The organism is Acinetobacter sp. AKBS16 (assembly GCF_002899995.1).
Lineage (GTDB): Bacteria > Pseudomonadota > Gammaproteobacteria > Pseudomonadales > Moraxellaceae > Acinetobacter > Acinetobacter baumannii.
The window spans coordinates 89,653-108,883 of sequence record NZ_POYH01000101.1 but is presented as its reverse complement, the minus strand read 5'-3'; the positions used below and the strand labels follow the sequence as shown (position 1 = coordinate 108,883).

17 protein-coding genes are annotated in these 19,231 nt (G+C 40.1%); 6 read left to right on the top strand and 11 right to left on the bottom strand.

Annotated features, from left to right (window positions below):
• The 3 genes from C1642_RS20015 to C1642_RS18640 all read left to right on the top strand — a co-directional run.
• Positions 1-808: acetyl-CoA C-acyltransferase (locus C1642_RS20015; RefSeq protein ID WP_228154001.1), on the top strand; the 808-nt coding region annotated here is incomplete at its 5' end.
• A 109-nt stretch (positions 809-917) separates the two neighbouring features.
• Positions 918-1,760 carry an IclR family transcriptional regulator gene (locus C1642_RS18645; RefSeq protein ID WP_000081482.1) on the top strand — a complete coding sequence of 281 codons (843 nt, stop codon included), beginning with the start codon at positions 918-920 and terminating at the stop codon, positions 1,758-1,760.
• Between the two features lie 64 nt (positions 1,761-1,824).
• Positions 1,825-2,997: an MFS transporter gene (locus C1642_RS18640; RefSeq protein ID WP_103236743.1), complete on the top strand. Its 1,173-nt coding sequence runs from the start codon at positions 1,825-1,827 to the stop codon at positions 2,995-2,997.
• Positions 2,998-3,032: 35 nt separating this feature from the next.
• On the opposite strand, the gene C1642_RS18635 is transcribed toward C1642_RS18640, so the two are convergent.
• The gene (locus C1642_RS18635) at positions 3,033-4,004 is read right to left on the bottom strand and encodes an NAD(P)H-dependent flavin oxidoreductase (RefSeq protein ID WP_103236742.1); all 972 of its coding nucleotides are present in this window, start codon (positions 4,002-4,004) and stop codon (positions 3,033-3,035) included.
• A 221-nt stretch (positions 4,005-4,225) separates the two neighbouring features.
• Between C1642_RS18635 and C1642_RS18630 the strand changes: the two genes are divergently transcribed.
• Positions 4,226-5,035 (top strand): enoyl-CoA hydratase, encoded by an 810-nt coding sequence (locus C1642_RS18630; protein WP_001186962.1) that lies wholly within the window; start codon positions 4,226-4,228, stop codon positions 5,033-5,035.
• A 65-nt stretch (positions 5,036-5,100) separates the two neighbouring features.
• On the opposite strand, the gene C1642_RS18625 is transcribed toward C1642_RS18630, so the two are convergent.
• Together C1642_RS18625 and C1642_RS18620 are read right to left on the bottom strand one after the other, a co-directional pair.
• Entirely contained in the window at positions 5,101-5,946 is an 846-nt protein-coding gene (locus C1642_RS18625) for an IclR family transcriptional regulator (RefSeq protein WP_103236741.1), read from the bottom strand.
• Between the two features lie 186 nt (positions 5,947-6,132).
• The gene (locus C1642_RS18620; protein WP_103236740.1) at positions 6,133-7,350 is read right to left on the bottom strand and encodes a CaiB/BaiF CoA transferase family protein; all 1,218 of its coding nucleotides are present in this window, start codon (positions 7,348-7,350) and stop codon (positions 6,133-6,135) included.
• 331 nt (positions 7,351-7,681) lie between these two features.
• On the opposite strand from C1642_RS18620, the gene C1642_RS18615 reads away from it, so the two are divergent.
• Complete coding sequence (locus C1642_RS18615; RefSeq protein WP_000617419.1) at positions 7,682-8,833, top strand: acyl-CoA dehydrogenase family protein; 1,152 nt, start codon at positions 7,682-7,684, stop codon at positions 8,831-8,833.
• Positions 8,834-8,894: 61 nt separating this feature from the next.
• Positions 8,895-10,145: an MFS transporter gene (locus tag C1642_RS18610; protein WP_000224800.1), complete on the top strand. Its 1,251-nt coding sequence runs from the start codon at positions 8,895-8,897 to the stop codon at positions 10,143-10,145.
• Between the two features lie 214 nt (positions 10,146-10,359).
• Here the strand turns inward: C1642_RS18610 and phnX are convergent, their stop codons facing one another.
• The 8 genes from phnX to C1642_RS18570 all read right to left on the bottom strand — a co-directional run.
• A complete protein-coding gene (gene phnX / locus C1642_RS18605; RefSeq protein WP_000210526.1) occupies positions 10,360-11,175 on the bottom strand; it encodes a phosphonoacetaldehyde hydrolase in 816 nt (271 codons plus the stop codon).
• Between the two features lie 26 nt (positions 11,176-11,201).
• Positions 11,202-12,389, bottom strand: a complete 1,188-nt coding sequence (gene phnW / locus C1642_RS18600; RefSeq protein WP_103236739.1) for a 2-aminoethylphosphonate--pyruvate transaminase — start codon at positions 12,387-12,389, stop codon at positions 11,202-11,204.
• Between the two features lie 26 nt (positions 12,390-12,415).
• Positions 12,416-13,570 (bottom strand): TIGR03364 family FAD-dependent oxidoreductase, encoded by a 1,155-nt coding sequence (locus tag C1642_RS18595; RefSeq protein WP_103236738.1) that lies wholly within the window; start codon positions 13,568-13,570, stop codon positions 12,416-12,418.
• Positions 13,571-13,672: 102 nt separating this feature from the next.
• Positions 13,673-15,382 (bottom strand): putative 2-aminoethylphosphonate ABC transporter permease subunit, encoded by a 1,710-nt coding sequence (locus C1642_RS18590; RefSeq protein WP_103236737.1) that lies wholly within the window; start codon positions 15,380-15,382, stop codon positions 13,673-13,675.
• Positions 15,376-16,578: an ABC transporter ATP-binding protein gene (locus tag C1642_RS18585; RefSeq protein WP_103236736.1), complete on the bottom strand. Its 1,203-nt coding sequence runs from the start codon at positions 16,576-16,578 to the stop codon at positions 15,376-15,378. Before C1642_RS18585 ends, C1642_RS18590 begins: the two co-directional genes overlap by 7 nt.
• Positions 16,579-16,600: 22 nt before the next feature.
• Positions 16,601-17,638 carry a putative 2-aminoethylphosphonate ABC transporter substrate-binding protein gene (locus C1642_RS18580; protein ID WP_103236735.1) on the bottom strand — a complete coding sequence of 346 codons (1,038 nt, stop codon included), beginning with the start codon at positions 17,636-17,638 and terminating at the stop codon, positions 16,601-16,603.
• 91 nt (positions 17,639-17,729) lie between these two features.
• The gene (locus C1642_RS18575; protein WP_103236734.1) at positions 17,730-18,452 is read right to left on the bottom strand and encodes a UTRA domain-containing protein; all 723 of its coding nucleotides are present in this window, start codon (positions 18,450-18,452) and stop codon (positions 17,730-17,732) included.
• Positions 18,453-18,627: 175 nt separating this feature from the next.
• On the bottom strand, positions 18,628-19,231 hold a 604-nt coding region (locus C1642_RS18570; protein ID WP_171304727.1), incomplete at its 5' end, for an FAD-dependent monooxygenase.

The window sequence follows — 19,231 nt, the reverse complement described above, 5'->3', positions numbered from 1 at the left end:
TAGCCGTGATGCAAAAATTTATGACACCACCATTGGTTCTCGCTTTCCCAATAAAAAAATTATTGCGCAGTACGGCGGTCATTCAATGCCTGAAACGGGCGATAACGTTGCAGCCGAGTTTGGGATTAGCCGTGAACAAGCCGACTTATTTGCAGCTCAATCACAAGCCAAATATCAAAAAGCCAAAGAAGAAGGTTTCTTTGTCGATGAAATTACCCCAATTGAGGTTTTCCAAGGCAAAAAATTGCCACCTAAACTCGTTTCTGAAGATGAACACCCTCGTCCAAGCTCAACTGTTGAAGCACTCACAAAGTTAAAACCACTCTTTGAAGGTGGCGTGGTTACAGCTGGTAATGCTTCAGGTATTAATGATGGTGCAGCAGCACTCTTGATTGGTTCAGAAGCAGCGGGTCAAAAATATGGCCTAAAACCAATGGCAAAAATCTTGTCCGCTGCGGCGGCTGGTATTGAGCCACGCATTATGGGTGCAGGTCCTATTGAAGCCATTAAAAAAGCTGTTGCGCGCGCTGGCCTTACTTTAGATGACATGGATATTATTGAAATTAATGAAGCCTTTGCTTCACAGGTTTTATCTTGTTTAAAAGGCTTAAATGTTGATTTTAATGACCCACGTGTGAACCCGAACGGTGGCGCGATTGCTGTTGGTCATCCACTTGGTGCCTCTGGCGCTCGTCTTGCGTTAACAGTAGCGCGCGAGTTAATTCGCCGTAAGAAGAAATATGCCGTGGTGAGCCTATGTATTGGTGTAGGCCAAGGTCTTGCGATGGTGATTGAAAACGTTTCATAACCATTGAACCCAATATCCATTCATCACAACAGCGCAGTGATGAATGGATTTATTTTGCAGAGCGAAATATAATGGCAAAACTATTGCTTTAATTATATTTGAGGATCGAATGTCTCAAAACACGGAAACTGAAAAACCAATAAATTTTGATGAGATACGTTTAGATCCTATTTCGCATATACATCGGGAAAACAACCCGCAATTTATTGCTTCTTTAGCACGCGGTTTAGAACTTTTAAGATGCTTTTCTGCAAATAATCAGGTGCTTGGCAACCAAGAATTAGCAAAAATGACAGGTTTACCTAAACCGACCATTGCACGTATTACCAATACCCTTGTGTCATTAGGTTATTTAAAACAATTGCCTAACTCGACCAAATATACATTAGATATTGGCGTTTTATCTTTAGGATATGCAGCATTATCCAACATCTCGATTCGTAATATTGCTCATCAATATATGGAAGAGATGAGCCAGTATGTTCAAGCGCCTGTAGCGATGGCAACGCGTGATCGCTTAAATATGGTGTATATCGATGTTGTGCAAATTGAAACTGCATTAAACATGCGCCGTCCAATTGGTTCAACTTTACCACTGCATAGCAGTTCAATGGGCCGAGCATGCTTAGCTGCGACCCCTGAACGTGAACGCAATTTTCTACTTGATGCGTTGAAACAAAAGAATCCAGAAAACTGGCCAGCCATAAAACGCTCATTAGAACGTGCTTTCCGTGATTATCAAGATTATGGATATTGTTTGTCTTTAGGTGAGTGGCATAAAGAAGTGAACTCAGTGGCTGTACCTTTGGTTAGTTCTAAACATGGTCTTTATGTTTTTAACTGTGGTGCGCCAAGTTTTCATTTAAATCCGGAAAAACTTGAAGGTGAAATTGGACCACGTTTAATTCACATGGTGCACAATATTCAAGATGCTTTGAATGAAACGCACTAATAACCGTACTTAAAAGAGTCATGGTTGTGTTGATTAAAGTTCCACTTTCATTATGACTATAGGCATGATGAAAAACGCACTCTATACCCCAACCATTATTTTAATGGCAATTGCCGCAGGCATTTGTACAGGTGGAAATTATTTTAGTCAGCCACTTATTCACTCAATTAGTGTAAGTCTAAATTTAACTGAAACAACTACAGCGTGGGTGCCAACTCTAGCCCAAATCACCTACGCATGTGGCTTACTCTTTTTAATGCCATTAGGGGACATAATAGAAAAGCGCAAGCTGCTATTTATCTTTATGTTATTGGCTTCAAGTGGATTAATTATTAGCGGTTTTTCGCACAATATTTATCTTTTACTGCTTGGCACTATCATTACTGGTTTATTTTCCAGCGCAGCTCAACTTTTGTTACCACTTGCTGCAAGTCTGGTTCCAATTCAACAAAGCGGCCGTGTCGTAGGCTTTTTACTGAGTGGACTGATGATGGGGGTTTTACTCGCCCGCTCCCTTTCTGGACTGATGTCTACGCTTTTCGCTTGGAATATTATTTATCTGGTCAGTGGTTTTCTATTACTTGTTATTGCCTTTATTTTGCATCGTAATATCGGGTTATTTCCACCAACCAAATCTGAAAACTATGTAAAAACTATTCGCTCTTTACCGCAGATTTTTATTCAAAATTGGCGGTTAAGAACCAGAACTTATATTGGTGGTTTTACATTTGCTTGTGTAAGTTTAACCTTTACCACCATGTCGTTGCTTCTGGCTCCGGCACCCTATTTTTTTAGCGACTTTACCATTGGCCTTTTCGGTTTTGTTGGCGTGTTAGGAACGTTCGTTGCCAATTTTTCAGGTAAATTTATTGACCAAGGCTATATCCATAAAATTTCAATTTATTGTGGCATTGGGCTTATTTTAAGTTGGATACTTTTTTCACTTTTACCCTACCATTTCGCTTTTTACATTATTGCTTTACTCATTCTTTACGCTTCTCTTTCTGCTGTACATGTCACCAACCAAAGTATTGTATTTAAACTTAATCAAGAACTACGCTCACGTTTTAACGCGATTTATATGACGGGTTACTTTGCTGGCGGCGCATTAGGCACAACGGCAGGAAGTTATGCTTGGAAACACTTCGGATGGACAGGTGTCTGTATTTTAGGCTTAATTTTTGCCGCTTTATGTCTTTATTATTGCTTGCATGATGCAAAAAATCAGCACAATTAAAACTTGTGCTGATCTTAAAGTAGGCTAATAGTTCGTTATAAAAGCCCTAATAAACGTCCGCGAATAATATCTTCTGCCTCTTTGACAATCCGGCTAACTAGTTCATCGCATGTCGGAATATCATGAATCAAGCTAGCTACCAACCCACATGACCATGCTCCTGCATTAACATCTCCATCAATCATGACTTTTGGATAAACCCCAGCAACTTCTTCAATAATATCTTCAAATTTAATGTTATCGCCGAGTGCTTTTTCTTTTGCCACGATTTTTTCTACGGCCGCATTATTCATGACACGTTCTGTATTTCGCAAAGCACGCATAATTAAACGCGTATCTCTTTCGGTTGCATTCAAAATCGCCTGTTTCACATTTGCATGTACGGGTGCTTCCTGAGTCGCAATAAAACGGGTTCCCATATTAATTCCATCGGCTCCCATCGCTAAAGCCGCAGCAAGTGAGCGCCCATCTGCCATACCACCAGAGGCAACAAACGGGATGTCTAATGCATCGGCTGCTAAAGGTAATAAAATTATATTTGGCACATCATCCTCACCAGGATGCCCACCACACTCAAAACCATCTACAGAAACCGCATCACATCCAATTTGCTGAGCTTTTAAGCTATGTCGAACCGAAGTACATTTGTGAATTACTTTAATACCAGCAGCCTTTAAATATGGCATCACCTGTTCAGGATTACGCCCTGCTGTTTCTACAACCTTGACTCCACCTTTAATAATTGCCTCTACAAAACCCGGATAATCAGGAGTATTTACGGTAGGTAAAAAGGTTAAATTTACCCCAAAAGGCTTATCGGTCATTTCTCGGCAACGTGCAATTTCTTTTGCCAGATTTTCAGGTGTACGCTGAGTCAGGCCAGTGATAATACCTAACCCGCCCGCGTTCGAAACCGCAGCAGCAAGCTCTGCAAAACCAACATAATGCATACCGCCTTGAATAATTGGATGCTCAATTTCAAATAATTCTGTAATTTTGGTCTTCATATTCTTTCCACTCACTGTTCTATAGCCAGCCTCTTATTTCCTTAGCAGGGCTAGATGCTTATTTACGCATAAATCCTATCAACATTTAAAGTAATTTAAGTTAAAAATTTCACAATACAAAATTTTATACCACAATATAAAACAAAATAATTGATAACGGAATTATTTTTCGATAGCATCAGTTTAAATTTTAGACGGAAAATTATTTAAAGGAATGAACGATGCAGCAGAACAACAAAACCCAAAGCGAGCTTAAAACAGGCACAATTCATAAGTATTTTGATAGAAATATACTAACGCTCACCATGAGTAATGCCACTAAAAAGAATGCAATTAATTATGAAATGTATGCAGCTTTAAGTCAGGCATTAGATCAAGCTGCAACCAATCAAGACATTCATGTGGTTGTGCTTACTGGTGAAGACTCCGCATTTACCAGCGGCAATGATGTAAACGCATTTGAAAAACGAGATACCACCACTTCAGAACCACCCGCTTCGATTGTTTTCTTAAAAAGCTTAGCAACATTTCCAAAACCGATTATTGCTAAAGTAAATGGTGTGGCAATTGGCATTGGCAGCACTATGCTTCTACATTGCGACCTTGTGTATGCAAGCCAAAATTCTATTTTTCAGTTTCCCTTTGTGAATTTGGGGCTTGTACCTGAAGCGGGTTCAAGTTACATCTTGCCAAGATTATTGGGCTTTGCTCGAGCTTCAGAAATTATTTTACTCGGTGAAAAGTTTTCGGCGGAACAAGCAAAAAATTATGGTCTAGTAAATGAAATATTTGAGGCAACTGAGCTGGATCAAGTGGTTGAAGATGTGGCAATTAAACTTGCTCACAAACCAAGCCAAGCCTTACAACTGAGTAAAAAGTTACTAAGAGATATGCCAATTGATGATCTACTCAATCGTATTGACCATGAGTCGACTATTTTCTCGCGTTGTTTACAAGGTTGCGAGTTTAAAGAAGCATTAAGTGCTTTCAAAGAAAAACGGAAACCGAACTTTCACAACCAAACAGCCTAAAGCTTACCCACTAAAAAGCCAGCTTTGAAGATCACAGCTGGCTCTTATAAATAAATCAAATAGGTTTAGCTAATCTCGGTACGAATATTATTCACCATATGTAAAAGACGCGGTGCAATATCTTCTTCGAGTTTTTCACGGTTCATAATAAAGCTTGGACCACCACAGTTAAACACCAATAAACCATGTTGTTCATGAATGAGTGGAACCGCAACCGAGTTAACGTCTTTATGCCATTCGCCAATTGAAAAACAGTATCCAAAATCTTGGTAATCTTTAAAGGCTTTGTCTAGATCACGATTAATTTTGATCCAATCTTCTTTGTGCTTGTTACGAATGGCATTAAGCAAGAACTCTCTTTCATCTTCAGGCATGGCAGCTAAACATGCACGCCCCATCGAACTTAAATGAATCGGTAAATAGGTTCCAACTTGACGGCGCATGGTCATATTGCCTTTGCCTTGTACCACATCAAGATAAATCATGTTCAGTCGATCACGTGTTGCCATGGCTACAGCAGCGCCAGCATAGTCTGCCAAATTTTTCATATATGGATGAGCAATAGAGCGAATCGATACGTTAGATAGCATCGAATAACCAAACGCAAGAACTCCTACTGAAAGCTGAAATTTGCTTGAGTTAGGTACTTGTTTGATATAGCCCAAACGCGACAAGGTATGTGTGAGGCGAGTAATGGTTGGTTTTGGCAAACCTGTCATCTGCGCAAGCTCTTGATTGCCCAAATGCTGATGTTTAGGCGTAAAACAACGTAATAGCTCTAAACCACGTGCTAATGCAGTAATAAATTGGCGATCATTTTCATCCTGCATGTCTTCAATCGGATGTAATAATTCATGCCTTAAAGGCGCTAATAATTTTTCTGTCTGTTCTACATCAACTGCATCGTTCATTGTCATACCAATCCATATTTTGTTTCGCACTGCGAAAATTATAATCTATTTTTTCTATAAATAGCAAAAGAGCAAACATCCGAGTCTGCATCTAAAAGATAACTTCATTTAACTCATTAAAGCGAAAGATTAAATATTTTATTTTCTGATTTTAAATATAATTTTAACCTTCCGCTTTTAAACCACCTACCCAATTACACCTTTTTCTTTGAGCTCAGCCAGTTTTTCTGAAGAAACCACTCTTCCCAAAACGGCCTGCGTATGTTCACCCAACAGCGGCGGTGCTGTTTTGTATTCAACGGGTGTTCTAGAAAGTTTGATTGGTGACCCAATTACCTTCAGTTTTTCACGCTGAGGATGGTTCATCTCGACTAACATTTCACGGGCAATCACTTGAGGTTCTTGAAAAGCTTGTTCCAAGTTATTGATTACACCTACGGGAACTTTAGCCGCATATATTGCATCTACCCATTCATCGGCTGTTTTTGTTAAAAAGTGTGTTTGTAAAATTCCTATAATTTCATCACGATGCTTGATTCGGTCTGCATTTCGGGCAAAACGCGAATCATTTGGTAAATCGGGTAAACCAATACTACGACAGAGTTGAATAAACTGAGTGTCATTTCCGCATGCAATAATAAAATCACGGTCAGAAGCTTTGAACACTTGATAAGGCACAATATTAGCGTGTGCATTGCCATAACGCTTAGGGATATTTCCTGATGACAAATAATTCATTCCCTGATTTGCCATTGTGGCAATTTGAACATCAAGCAAAGCCATATCAATATATTGGCCTAAACCCGTCACATGGCGGTTGAGTAAAGCAGCCTGTATGGCAATCGTAGAATAAAGTCCCGTGGCTAAGTCAGAAAATGCAACGCCTACTTTTTGTGGACCACCACCCGGCAAATCATCACGCTCACCTGTAACTGACATGAGTCCGCCCATGCCCTGAATAATAAAGTCATAACCGGGCTCTTCTGCTCTTGGGCCAGTTTGACCAAAACCAGTAATCGAGCAATACACCAGTTTAGGGTTAATCGCAGATAAAGACTCGTAATCCAAACCGTACTTCTTTAAAGAACCCGCTTTGTAGTTTTCAATCACGACATCGGTATCTTGAATAAGCGCTTTAATCAATTCTTGGCCATCAGGATTGGCAATGTCGATGGCAACCGATAGTTTATTGCGGTTGGTTGACTGATAATAAGCGGCTTCTTGAGTATCTTGGCCTGAGTCATCTTTCATCCAAGGTGGTCCCCAAGAACGGGTATCGTCACCAACTTTCGGCCGTTCAATCTTGATTACTTCTGCGCCTAAATCGGCAAGAATCTGCCCACACCAAGGCCCAGCCAATACCCGACTTAAGTCAAGCACCCGAATTCCATTTAAAGCACCCATCTTTATCCCACTATATTTTGTGACTTATTTCCTATAGGAAAACTTATCCATTTAAAATTTCGCATAGCGATATATATTTTTAATATACACACCTCTTTTGAAAAATCAAACTTTAATTTTCCACTAAAAATAATGATTTTTTACAAGAAAATATAGCTTAAATAAATCAACAAATTAGCCAAATATAAATCAACAACAGAGTATCGCATTGCGAAATTAATTTTCAAAATATATTGTTTTGCGTTCGTCCTTTGATTACTATCACTTCAAATATTGGTGATTTTACGAACATCACATTGATGTTTTCTGCATGTAGTAAAAGGACGAGACTATGATTCGAGATCAGGAAACCTTAAATCAACTTGTTGATATGATTCGACAATTTGTTGAAGGTGTATTAATTCCTCATGAGAATGAAGTCGCTGAAACGGATGAAATTCCTCCAGATATCGTTGAGCAAATGAAAGCTCTCGGTTTATTTGGTTTAACCATTCCTGAAGAATACGAAGGTCTTGGCCTGACGATGGAAGAAGAAGTCTATGTGGCTTTTGAATTGGGTCGTACCTCTCCTGCTTTTCGTTCTCTCATTGGGACCAATAATGGCATTGGCTCAAGTGGCCTGATTATTGATGGGACCGAAGCACAAAAATCCTTTTTCTTACCGCGTTTAGCACGTGGTGAAGTGATCAGCTCTTTTTGCTTAACCGAACCGGATGCAGGTTCTGATGCGGCATCTTTAAAAACCAGTGCAGTAAAAGATGGCGATTTTTATGTGTTAAACGGCACCAAACGTTTTATTACCAATGCACCTCATGCTGGTGTATTTACAGTCATGGCACGCACAAACTTTGACATTAAAGGTGCTGGCGGCATTTCTGCTTTTATCGTCGATAGCCAAACTCCGGGCATTTCTCTTGGCAAACGCGATAAAAAAATGGGGCAAAAAGGCGCACATACCTGTGACGTTATTTTCGAAAATTGTCGCATCCCTGCTTCCGCACTCATTGGTGGTGTTGAAGGTGTTGGTTTTAAAACAGCCATGAAAGTACTCGATAAAGGCCGCTTGCATATTGCGGCTTTGAGCGTCGGTGCAGCAACACGAATGCTAGACGATTCTTTAAATTACGCCATCGAACGCAAGCAATTTGGACAACCGATTGCTGAATTTCAACTCATTCAAGCCATGCTTGCCGACTCAAAAGCTGAAATTTATGCCGCTAAATGTATGGTCTTAGACGCTGCACGCCTACGCGATGCAGGACAAAACGTTAGCACTGAAGCCTCATGCGCAAAAATGTTTGCAACCGAAATGTGTGGCCGCGTTGCTGATCGCTGCGTACAAATTCACGGCGGTGCGGGTTATATCAGTGAATATGCCATTGAACGTTTTTATCGAGATGTTCGTCTGTTCCGTCTCTATGAAGGGACCACTCAAATTCAACAAATGATTATTGCCCGAAACATGATTCGCGCTGCGTCTTAATCAAATTTTAAGCACTTTAAAACGACTTGAAGTGCTTTTTATCAAATGTAGGTAATGGATTATGGCTACAAATTACAAAGACGGTTTTTCTCGTATACAACCTCATACGTGGAAAATAGCATTTATTTTTGCATTTCTAGCACTATTGGTAGATGGAGCAGATTTGATGCTGCTGTCTTATAGCTTAAATAGTATTAAGGCAGATTTTGGATTAAGTTCAGTACAAGCAGGTATGCTTGGCAGTTTTACATTAGCAGGTATGGCTGTTGGTGGAATTTTTGGGGGATGGGCGTGCGATAAATTTGGTCGCGTGCGCATTGTGGTTATTTCTATTTTAACTTTCTCGCTCCTCACCTGTGGCTTAGGTTTCACCCAAAGCTTTCTTCAATTTGGTATTTTAAGATTTTTTGCATCACTGGGTTTGGGTTCACTTTATATCGCCTGTAATACCCTCATGGCCGAATATGTTCCAACCCGTTATCGCACTACAGTACTGGGCACTTTACAAGCTGGCTGGACCGTCGGCTATATTGTTGCGACCTTGCTTGCAGGTTGGATTATTCCTGATCATGGCTGGCGCATGCTGTTTTATGTTGCGATTATTCCTGTTGTTATTGCTGTCCTCATGCATGTGCTTGTACCAGAACCAGAAGCATGGCAAAAGTCTCGACTACAACAACCAGTCATGGCTCAAAACGCATCGAAAACCTCGGCATTTAAGCTTATTTTCCAAGATAAACGAAACCGTAATATGTTTATCTTATGGGCGTTAACGGCAGGCTTTTTACAGTTTGGCTACTATGGTGTAAATAACTGGATGCCTTCATATCTAGAAAGCGAACTGGGTATGAAATTTAAGGAAATGACCGCCTATATGGTAGGTACATATACCGCCATGATTTTAGGTAAAGTCCTTGCGGGCATGATGGCAGATAAATTAGGGCGCCGTTTTACTTATGCTTTTGGTGCAATCGGCACTGCTATTTTCTTACCTCTGATTGTCTTTTATAACTCGCCAAGCAACATTCTATATTTACTGGTGACCTTTGGTTTCCTCTACGGCATCCCGTATGGCGTAAATGCAACCTACATGACCGAAAGCTTTGGGACAGCAATTCGCGGTACAGCTATTGGTGGTGCTTATAACGTCGGACGTTTAGGCGCTGCATTAGCCCCTGCAACGATTGGTTTCTTAGCCTCTGGCGGCTCAATTGGTTTAGGTTTTGTCGTCATGGGCGCTGCCTACCTCATTTGTGGTGTGATACCAGCCCTATTCATTAAAGAAAAAATATACGACCCACAAAAGTCGTAAAAAGATCTATCAAATAGGTCATATGCCTATCTGATTGATAGTGCTAACGATCGAAACATGTTTTTTAAATCGTTAGCCAAAAATAAGGAATTGACGTTTCAAAGTTATTCCTTATTTCCACATATGTAGAGTTTATTACTCTTCATTTTAATTTTTTAGGTAAGCTTAGCTCCCAAGGGAGCTAAGCTTAAAAATATATTGGCCTAAATTATCTTTAAGGTCGTTCACCCTGCTCCAAACGGCGTTCAATATCATCTAGTATGTTTGGTAAGTCAGCGACACTATCAATCACATAGTGAGCGCCTGACGCATTCATTTTTTGGTATGCCTTATCTTTTAGCACAATTTGTTCATCGGCCGATAATGCGCTCCACTCTTCATAGCTTAAACCGACTTCATTGCCACTAATTGCAAGTCCTACTGTCCAACATCCCGCATTTAAACCTTCATCAATACCCACCACGGTATCATCTACTTTTACAACAGTTTTGATGTCCGATACGTCGAGTTGAATTAAGTTCTTCCATAACATTTCAGGATATGGACGGCCATATTTCACGTCGCTAGCAGTAACGATACAGTCCGGTCGGTAACCCTGATCAGCAGCATCTTTAACTAAACGACCAATCATCATGGATGCATAGCCCGTGTTACTGCCAATTTTTGCACCACGCTTTTTAATATTTTCAAAAGTAGCTAATGCCCCCGGAATTAAAGCAGAACATTTCGGAATAGAATTTAACTGGTACGGAATAAAGTCTTTATATAAACGGTCAATATCTGCTTCAGTTGCCGCCTGCCCGTATACTTCCTGCCATGCCGCTGCTACACGCGGCATTTTTAAAACAGCTGCAATATGGTCACGTTTTTCTAACCCCATTGGGGCACGCGCTTCTTCAACCGTAATTTCAACTTTATTGTCTTTAAATAAAGCCATAAAAGCTAAAATTGGTGCGCGTGAGCCAAAATCTACTGTTGTACCAGCCCAGTCAAAAACCACAGCCTGAATTTGTGTGTTGTTGGTTGTCATGATGTATCCCCTTAATTTAATAAAAATTATGCTGTTACAGCTTGGTTTAGGTGGTTTTCGCAGTAGCTCGCAATTGCAGCAAGAAGCCCTTCAATATCTTGAATATAAACTTCGCCAATATTGCCTATACGGAAGCAGTTGAGATCTGTGACTTTGCCCGGATAAATTACATAGCCTGATTTTTTTAGCGTTTCATAGAATGACTGAAAGCTAAATTTCTCGGCTGTTGGGTAAAGAAAAGTGGTAATGATGGGTGATTGTAGGCACTCTTCACCAAGTACCAACTCAAAGCCAAGTTGTTGCATACCTTTAGATAAGGTTTGTTGGTTTTGTAAATAACGTTGATAACGTGCAGCAACACCGCCTTCTGTCTCAAGCTCAAGTAATGCTTGATAAAATGCACGTACCACATGGGTTGGCGAGGTAAAACGCCATTTGCCGTTATGCTGCTCCATGGTATTCCACTGATCATACAAATCGAGGCTAACCGAACGTGCCAAACCTTTACATGCTTCTAGACAATCACGCTTTGCCAAAATAAAGCCAAAGCCCGGAACACCTTGAATACATTTATTTGCACTTGAAATTAGAAAATCAATTTCAAGCTCAGCCATATCCATAGGTACTCCACCAAATGAACTCATGGCATCCACAATCCAGATTTTTCCTGCCGCTTTAACTAAACGGCCTATCTCTTGAATCGGGTTTAAAATACCAGTGGTGGTTTCACAGTGCACACAAGCAACATGACTAATGGTTTTATCTTTTAAAACACGCTCAACTTCTTGTAAATCTGGTGTTTGGGTTTCTAAATAGTTCAGCTCGATCACTTCAATATTTAGGCAACGCGCCATTTGCACCATACGTGCACCATATGCGCCATTATTAATGATCAAGATTTTGCCATCACGTGGAATAGCTGACCCAAGCACAGACTCCACAGCAAAACTTCCACTGCCTTGCATTAACACAGCCGTATATTTTTCAGGTTCGCTGGTTGCCAAGTTGACCAGTCGATTACGAATATCTTGTACCAGCGAGTTGTATTCTTGGTCCCAAGTACACCAGTCTTTTTGCATTGCACGACGTACTGTTGCCGATGTTGATAATGGTCCTGGAGTAAGAAGCAAATATTTGTTCTCTAAATCCATATCGAGTTGGGGTTGCATGTTCATAATGTTACTCATTTCTTTCGCGTTCATTTCAATATACATCAATCTGGTTTAAACCAGATGACAAACTAGTAAATATTTTGTTCTAATATTTCTTTCATAAAGCCAGCCCCTGTGGTCATGCCTTTGCCAGCAATCGCACTCACCAGAAAGATATTTTTTTCGGCTTCAGTGACACAGGCCAACTCATGTTCATGAGTCAGGTAATAACCATTCCAACGTTTTTGAATTGGAGGTAAATTCAGCCCTAGTTTTTCGTAGCAGTAAGCTTGAATAAACTCATTAATCTCTTCACGCTGCTCGAACTGAGGCGCTTCATTAATCGAATGATATTCATGACTATCGCCCACGATCAGTTCACCAAATTCGTTTTGTTTAATCAGAATGTGAATACCGAATTCTTTAATGAAACCCTGCTGTGATGCTTTAACTAGCTCGGCATGACTTGGGCAAATTTCAAAAGCCGGATAACGTGAAATAGATAAGCCTGAATAAAGAGAAGCATTTAAATTTTGGTGAAACGGTTGAGTCAGGGCCATTTGTAAGCCACAGCGTTTCAGATTCAAGCTTTGTAAGAGATCTGGATATAAAACATCGATGACTTCACCGTGACAGATCAAAACTTTATTTGCCCGATATGCCTCGCCACTTGCCAAACGAACCTGACAACTTTCCTTCTGATATTGGGTTTGAACAACACAGGCATTGGTATAAATCTTTACGCCGTTTCTTTCGGCATATGCCAACAGTCGCTGCCCAATCACATGCGGTTCGACCGAATAGTCTTCTTCAAAAACCAAACCGCCTTGAAACTGCTGCGAAGGATTTAAATAAGAAAATTGGGTGACCAATTCCTCATGGCTAAACAAATGAACTGGAATTTGGTAGCTATTTGCACGCTCGGCAAACTCATTTAAAACCTGCCATTCAAGTGCCGTATTTGCCAGATACACACCTTGTCTTTGCTCAAATGAAATATCGGTTTCAGTTTGAATACGCTGATAAAAAGAACGCGTTTCAAGTGCGTACTTTCGCCACTGTTGCTCTGGATGGGTTAAGGTCGATGTTCCGACCATGCCGAAATTACGGCGAGTTGCGCCCACAGGCTTGGCATTTTTCTCGAAGATACAAACTTTCAAGCCTTGTTCTTGCGCCTGTATGGCAGCGGACAAACCTAAAATGCCTGCTCCGACAACAATTAAATCAAACTGTACGTGATTCATAAGACTTCCAATTTGCGAAATTTAGGATGAATAAACCCTTGCCTTGTTGAACAAAGCATTTTCATTTCAGTCGGTTAAATAAAAATTGTGTTTAGCTAAAACTTAGTGAGCGCTTTCACGCCATTGCTGACTTCTTGCCATAATTTTTCGGGTAAATAACCAATGAATGAGTTTTACAACACATGAGGTGGTTAAAATCAAAATGCTCATCGCAACAGCAGCAACCGTGTCTCCCGCATCATCCATATTTAAAACAGCTACCGCAGCTAAACTGGTGTCTGGTGAATAGAGGAAAATGGCAGCCGATACAGTGGTCATGGCATTCACAAAAATATAGACCGATACATCGCATAGCGCTGGAAAACACATAGGCAAATACACTTTCCAAAAGGTTTTCCACTTCGATGTACCTAAAGTTTGTGCTGCTTGGTCGAGCTGTAGCGGAATTTGTTTAATGGCATTGGTTAAAGTCAGATGTGGCACGGTGTAATAATGCACAATGGTTGAAATCACCAAAATGGTCATGGTTCCATACAGCACGTTTAACGGATTACTCTGCTGGTTAAAAAACAAAATATAAGCAATACCTAGAACCAGCCCCGGCACAGCAAGTGGTAATAAAACCAAAGCTTGCACATAGTTTTTAATAAGTGGATGTGCCTTAAAACGTTCGGTTAATAGTGCCACCATAAAAATCAGTGCTGTTCCAAAAACCGTACTAAAGAGTGCCATGCGAACCGAGTTAAAGTACGCTGCCCAACCGCCACCATCGACATATTCAAAACTGTAATGCGCTAAGGTCAAAGACAAATCATAAGGCCAAGACTGAATGAATGAAGCCAGCACTGCCGTAAAGATAATCAGTAAAATCGCACCTGAAACTAAACCACAAAATAAGCCCAGAACGACTTCAAGTTTTTTATTCGATGCTGAAACATAAGGTTTAGCCTGAAAAGCTTGAAACCGTGCATGGCGTTTGCTTTGAATACGATCGAAAATGAATACAAAAACTGCTGGTAACAACAATAAGATGGAAATCACTGCACCCATGCTCATATTTTGCTGACCAATAATCTGTTTATAGACATCAAGCGCCATCATGTTAAATGAACCGCCAATGACTTTTGGAATACCAAAATCGGTCAGTACATAAATAAAGGCCACCAGACTTGCACTGATGAGTCCATACCGAATTGCTGGTAGTGTGACGTGATAATGCGTCTTCCAGATATTTTTACCCAGTGACAAAGATGCCTCAATTAAACGCTGATCGACACTGCGAAAAGACACCATCATCAACATCAAAATTGCTGGAAATAGCCAAAAGCAGTAACTGATTAAAATGCCGATTGGACCATAAATTTGTATATCGCCCAGCAAAGGTTTAAATACACCTTGCTTACCAAACAAATAAACCAATGCCAAAGAAGGCAAAAGTGATGGCGCTAAAATCGGTAAAAAAGCCACTAATTTAAAGAAGCCTTTGCCTTTTATATTTACATTGGTGAGTGCAAAAGCATAAATACTGGCAAGAAATATTGTAATGACAGTAGCAGCACAGGCAACCCACACCGAGTTAAATACAGAGCTGAGTAAAGCTGGACTATCAAAATAATTATAAAAATTTTCAAGACCAACAAAATTTTGATTTTCATCAAAAAATGCAGTTTCAAACAACATCATTAAAGGAGCAATAATCGCTAAAGTTAAAGCGATTGCAACGGCTGCTAAAGCAACATTTGATCTTAATGAGTATTCAGTTTTTCGACGCGGCTGTGTTTTTAAAACCGCTGAAGCAGCTTCATTTAACATAGTGCGTACCCTTGTTCGTCAAAGACATGAATGAGTTGATTAGGCACTTTTATAAACATCAGTTCTTGCAAAGTTTTGAACTTGGTATTTTCAATTTCAATTTGCAAAAGGTGTTTTGCCTGCTCAATTCCATCGATATGAATAGCGCAAAATAAACGACGTTTTGCGCCTAAAAATTCAGTGCTTAATACTTTAACTGGCAAATACAAAGACTCTTTATCACTACCAAAATCATCAACCAACTCGACAGCTTCGGGTCTAAAACCAATGCTGTAGTTTTGCCCAGCTTTAAGTTTTTGCTGTTCCAAATTTAGAGGAATAAAACCTAGAACCTCGAGCTGATTAACTATCGAACAAATGGCTCCTAAAAAGTTCATAGTGCCAATAAACTTTGCAACAAATTGGGTTTGAGGCTTGTAGTAAATATTGTGCGGTGTATCAATTTGCTCAATGACCCCATGATTCATGACAACAACACGGTCTGAAATGCTTAAAGCTTCTTCTTGGTCGTGCGTGACCATAATGGTTGGCAAGTTAAGCTGTGATTGAATTGAACGAATCTTTTGTCTTAAGTTTAGACGTACCTGAGCATCGAGTGCAGACAATGGTTCATCTAGCAGTAAAATATCAGGCTTCGGTGCAATTGCCCGAGCAAGCGCAACACGTTGCTGCTGCCCGCCCGACAATTGGTTTGGATATTTTTTAGCAATATCAGGTAACTCAATCAGTTCTAATAACTGTTGAACCCTTTGGCTACGCTGTGCCTTATCCCATTTCTTTTTGTCTAAGCCAAACGCAATATTTTCTTCTACATTTAAGTTTGGAAATAACGCATAGTTCTGAAACACAATGCCACAGTGACGCTTTTCAGCACTGAGCAACGTAATGTCTGCGCCCTTTTTTATAACCTTTCCATAATCAGGTTTTTCTAAACCCGCAATTATGCGTAGCAATGTGGTTTTACCGCACCCTGAAGGCCCTAAAAAGCTCACGAACTCGCCCGCTTTCAGGTCTAAATTAATATGCGCTAGGGCCTGAAAGTGTTGGAACTTTTTTTGAATATCCACCACTTCTAAAATCGACGGACCATGTTCAGGATATTTATAAGTCGTTAAGGTCGACAATAAATGCCCTGCTAACTCGGCCTTTTGGTTTTGACCTAGCAGCGATGACTGCAATGATGAAGGTATTTGCATAATGAGGCCCTTATCCAAAAGATCACTTTTCAAAACGCTTTGACCATTGAGCCAAAATACGTTCACGCTGCTCGGCCGCCCAATAAAAATCATTTTTTACGAGCATTTGAGGAAGGTTTTTTGGGAAGTCCATGGTGGTATTTTCAATGCCTTTATAAGCCACCATTGAAAAGTTGTGTGCATAAGCTTCATTTGCTGCTTTGCTTACCGACCAATTTATAAATTTCTGTGCGCTGCTTAATTTCTTGGTTCCTTTCACAATTGCTGAGGCTTCCATTTCCCAGCCTAAACCTTCAGTTGGATAAACCACTTCTAAAGGCACGCCCTCTGCTTTTAATTTAAATGCCGGATAACCGAAAGAAACACCAATTGGGATTTCGCCCTGTGCTGCCATCTTGCAAGGTTTTGAACCCGAGTGAGGATATTGGGAAATGTTTTTATCCAAAGCTTGCATATAGTCCCATGCCTGCTTTTCGCCCCAAATCTGCATCCAAGCTGTGACATCTAAATAGCCTGTTCCACTCGAAGCTGGATTTGGCATCACAATCAGGTTTTTATAAATGGGATTGGTTAAATCTTTCCAAGTTTTTGGAATCGGTAACTTACGTTTTTCTAATTCGACTTTATTGACACAAATTGCAGATTCCCATGCATCCATACCCGTCCACGTTGGTACAGATTTTTGACTTACAAATTCCGATTTTAGATTTTGCACGCCTTCAGGTTTAAAAGGCTCGAGCATGTCTTTTTTTTCCATGACCAGCAAACTGGTTAAAGCCACACCAAAAACCACATCCGCTTGTGGGTTTTTCTGCTCTGCCAAAAGTTTAGCGGTAATCACACCTGTTGAATCTCGTACCCATTTTACTTTTAGCTCTGGATAGGCTTTGTGTAATTCTTCTTGGTATTGTTTAAGCTGGTCGGCTTCCACTGCCGTATAGACTGTAATTTCTTCTGATTGTTTTGATGTTGCTGATGAACATCCCATTTGAATAGCGACCACTACACCCAAAACTGAAGCAGTGCCAAATTTAATTGTCTGTTGAATATACTTTTTCATCTGCAAACCATCGAATGCAATTATTTGATGATCGTATTTCAACAGCTTTATATGACAGTTTAATTAATCTGGTTTAAACCAGATTTCATTTTTATGCTCGTGCTTCGAAATGCAAATCTAAAACATCATGTAGCCAATATTCTTGGTCAACATCGGTAATCACGCCCTCTTCATTTCTGTTGCTACGGCAAATATATAAACCCAGTGCGCCAACATTCACATGCAGTGCTTTGGCCTGTTGGTCAGATAAAGCTGTTGGATACAGATTAATATCAGCTCTGGTGATATGGCAGTTATATTGATTTGCCATGAGTAAAGTAATCGATTGCTTGAGATCATGAGTTAAAAACTCAGGAAAAAGCTCGGCGTTCACCCTTAAATGTTCAACCAAAACAGGTCGTCCATTAATACAACGACGTCGCCAAACCGAATAAATCGGATGCCCTTTTTCAACTTTTAAATGCTTGGCATCCCAAGAAGTAGCCGTCGTTAGCTCACTTGAAATCACTTCGGTCGAAGGTTCATAGCCTTGTTCAATCACAAACTGATTAAAGTTTTTTGTCGATTGCGGGTGATAAATAATACGAGGAGAACGAACATACCAACCACGGCGGTCTAAACGATAAATCAAACCATCGGTTTCCAAAGCCAGCAAAGCTTCACGCGCAGCCACGCGAGTAGTTTGGAATTGTTCAGAAAGCACTCTTTCCGAAGGGAGTTTTGCGTGGGCTTCTAATACGCCAGATTCAATATCATGGGCAATTGCATCGCGAATAGGAATATATTTAGGTATGCGAGCTTGGTCCTGTTCCATACAAACTTAGAATTTATAAATAAAGAAATTAATAGCAATATACTGAAAAAATATGACAAAAGCTTTTATTAATGCTGATCTTTTAAGCAAAACAATCTCTTAAGCTAGTACGGCTCACTTAAATTTGTCTATAAAAAAAGAGCATTTTCATGCCCTTTTTATTTTTACTTAGTCTTTAGCTGGCGTGCTTAAAACTATCAATTTGCTTAATCTCATAAGGCAAACCGACATAGTTTTCAGCCAATGTGGTTTTACCTGCAATCGAGCCAAGCACATAACTTAACTCGGCTTGTTTAATCTTATGATCAAACTCACTTTCAGTTTCAAAACGATGCAATAAATGAGTCATCCACCAAGAAAAACGCTCTGCTTTCCATACGCGTTGTAGGCATTTTTCAGAGTATTCATTTATCCCTTGTTCGGAACCTTCGGCATAATATTCAATGAGTGCGCTTGATAAATAAGCAATATCAGATGCAGCGAGATTTAAGCCTTTTGCTCCAGTCGGTGGAACAATATGAGCAGCATCACCTGCTAAAAATAGTTTTCCGAAACGCATTGGTTCAGTCACAAAGCTACGTAACGGCGCGATACTTTTTTCAATAGAATGTCCCGTCACTAGCTTTTCGCGGCTTTCAGGATCTAAGCGATTTTTTAACTCATCCCAGAACTTTTCATCTGACCAGTCTTCAACGTGATCTGTTAAAGGGACTTGTAAATAATAACGGCTACGTGTTTCTGAACGCATACTACATAAAGCAAATCCACGCTCTGACTGT

Excerpts from the sequence above, each read along its gene's own strand:
- C1642_RS18645 (WP_000081482.1), top strand. The coding sequence starts at position 918 with ATGTCTCAAAACACGGAAACTGAAAAACCAATAAATTTTGATGAGATA.
- C1642_RS18640 (WP_103236743.1), top strand. The coding sequence starts at position 1,825 with ATGATGAAAAACGCACTCTATACCCCAACCATTATTTTAATGGCAATT.
- C1642_RS18635 (WP_103236742.1), bottom strand. The coding sequence starts at position 4,004 with ATGAAGACCAAAATTACAGAATTATTTGAAATTGAGCATCCAATTATT.
- C1642_RS18630 (WP_001186962.1), top strand. The coding sequence starts at position 4,226 with ATGCAGCAGAACAACAAAACCCAAAGCGAGCTTAAAACAGGCACAATT.
- C1642_RS18625 (WP_103236741.1), bottom strand. The coding sequence starts at position 5,946 with ATGAACGATGCAGTTGATGTAGAACAGACAGAAAAATTATTAGCGCCT.
- C1642_RS18620 (WP_103236740.1), bottom strand. The coding sequence starts at position 7,350 with ATGGGTGCTTTAAATGGAATTCGGGTGCTTGACTTAAGTCGGGTATTG.
- C1642_RS18615 (WP_000617419.1), top strand. The coding sequence starts at position 7,682 with ATGATTCGAGATCAGGAAACCTTAAATCAACTTGTTGATATGATTCGA.
- C1642_RS18610 (WP_000224800.1), top strand. The coding sequence starts at position 8,895 with ATGGCTACAAATTACAAAGACGGTTTTTCTCGTATACAACCTCATACG.
- phnX (WP_000210526.1), bottom strand. The coding sequence starts at position 11,175 with ATGACAACCAACAACACACAAATTCAGGCTGTGGTTTTTGACTGGGCT.
- phnW (WP_103236739.1), bottom strand. The coding sequence starts at position 12,389 with ATGTATATTGAAATGAACGCGAAAGAAATGAGTAACATTATGAACATG.
- C1642_RS18595 (WP_103236738.1), bottom strand. The coding sequence starts at position 13,570 with ATGAATCACGTACAGTTTGATTTAATTGTTGTCGGAGCAGGCATTTTA.
- C1642_RS18590 (WP_103236737.1), bottom strand. The coding sequence starts at position 15,382 with ATGTTAAATGAAGCTGCTTCAGCGGTTTTAAAAACACAGCCGCGTCGA.
- C1642_RS18585 (WP_103236736.1), bottom strand. The coding sequence starts at position 16,578 with ATGCAAATACCTTCATCATTGCAGTCATCGCTGCTAGGTCAAAACCAA.
- C1642_RS18580 (WP_103236735.1), bottom strand. The coding sequence starts at position 17,638 with ATGAAAAAGTATATTCAACAGACAATTAAATTTGGCACTGCTTCAGTT.
- C1642_RS18575 (WP_103236734.1), bottom strand. The coding sequence starts at position 18,452 with ATGGAACAGGACCAAGCTCGCATACCTAAATATATTCCTATTCGCGAT.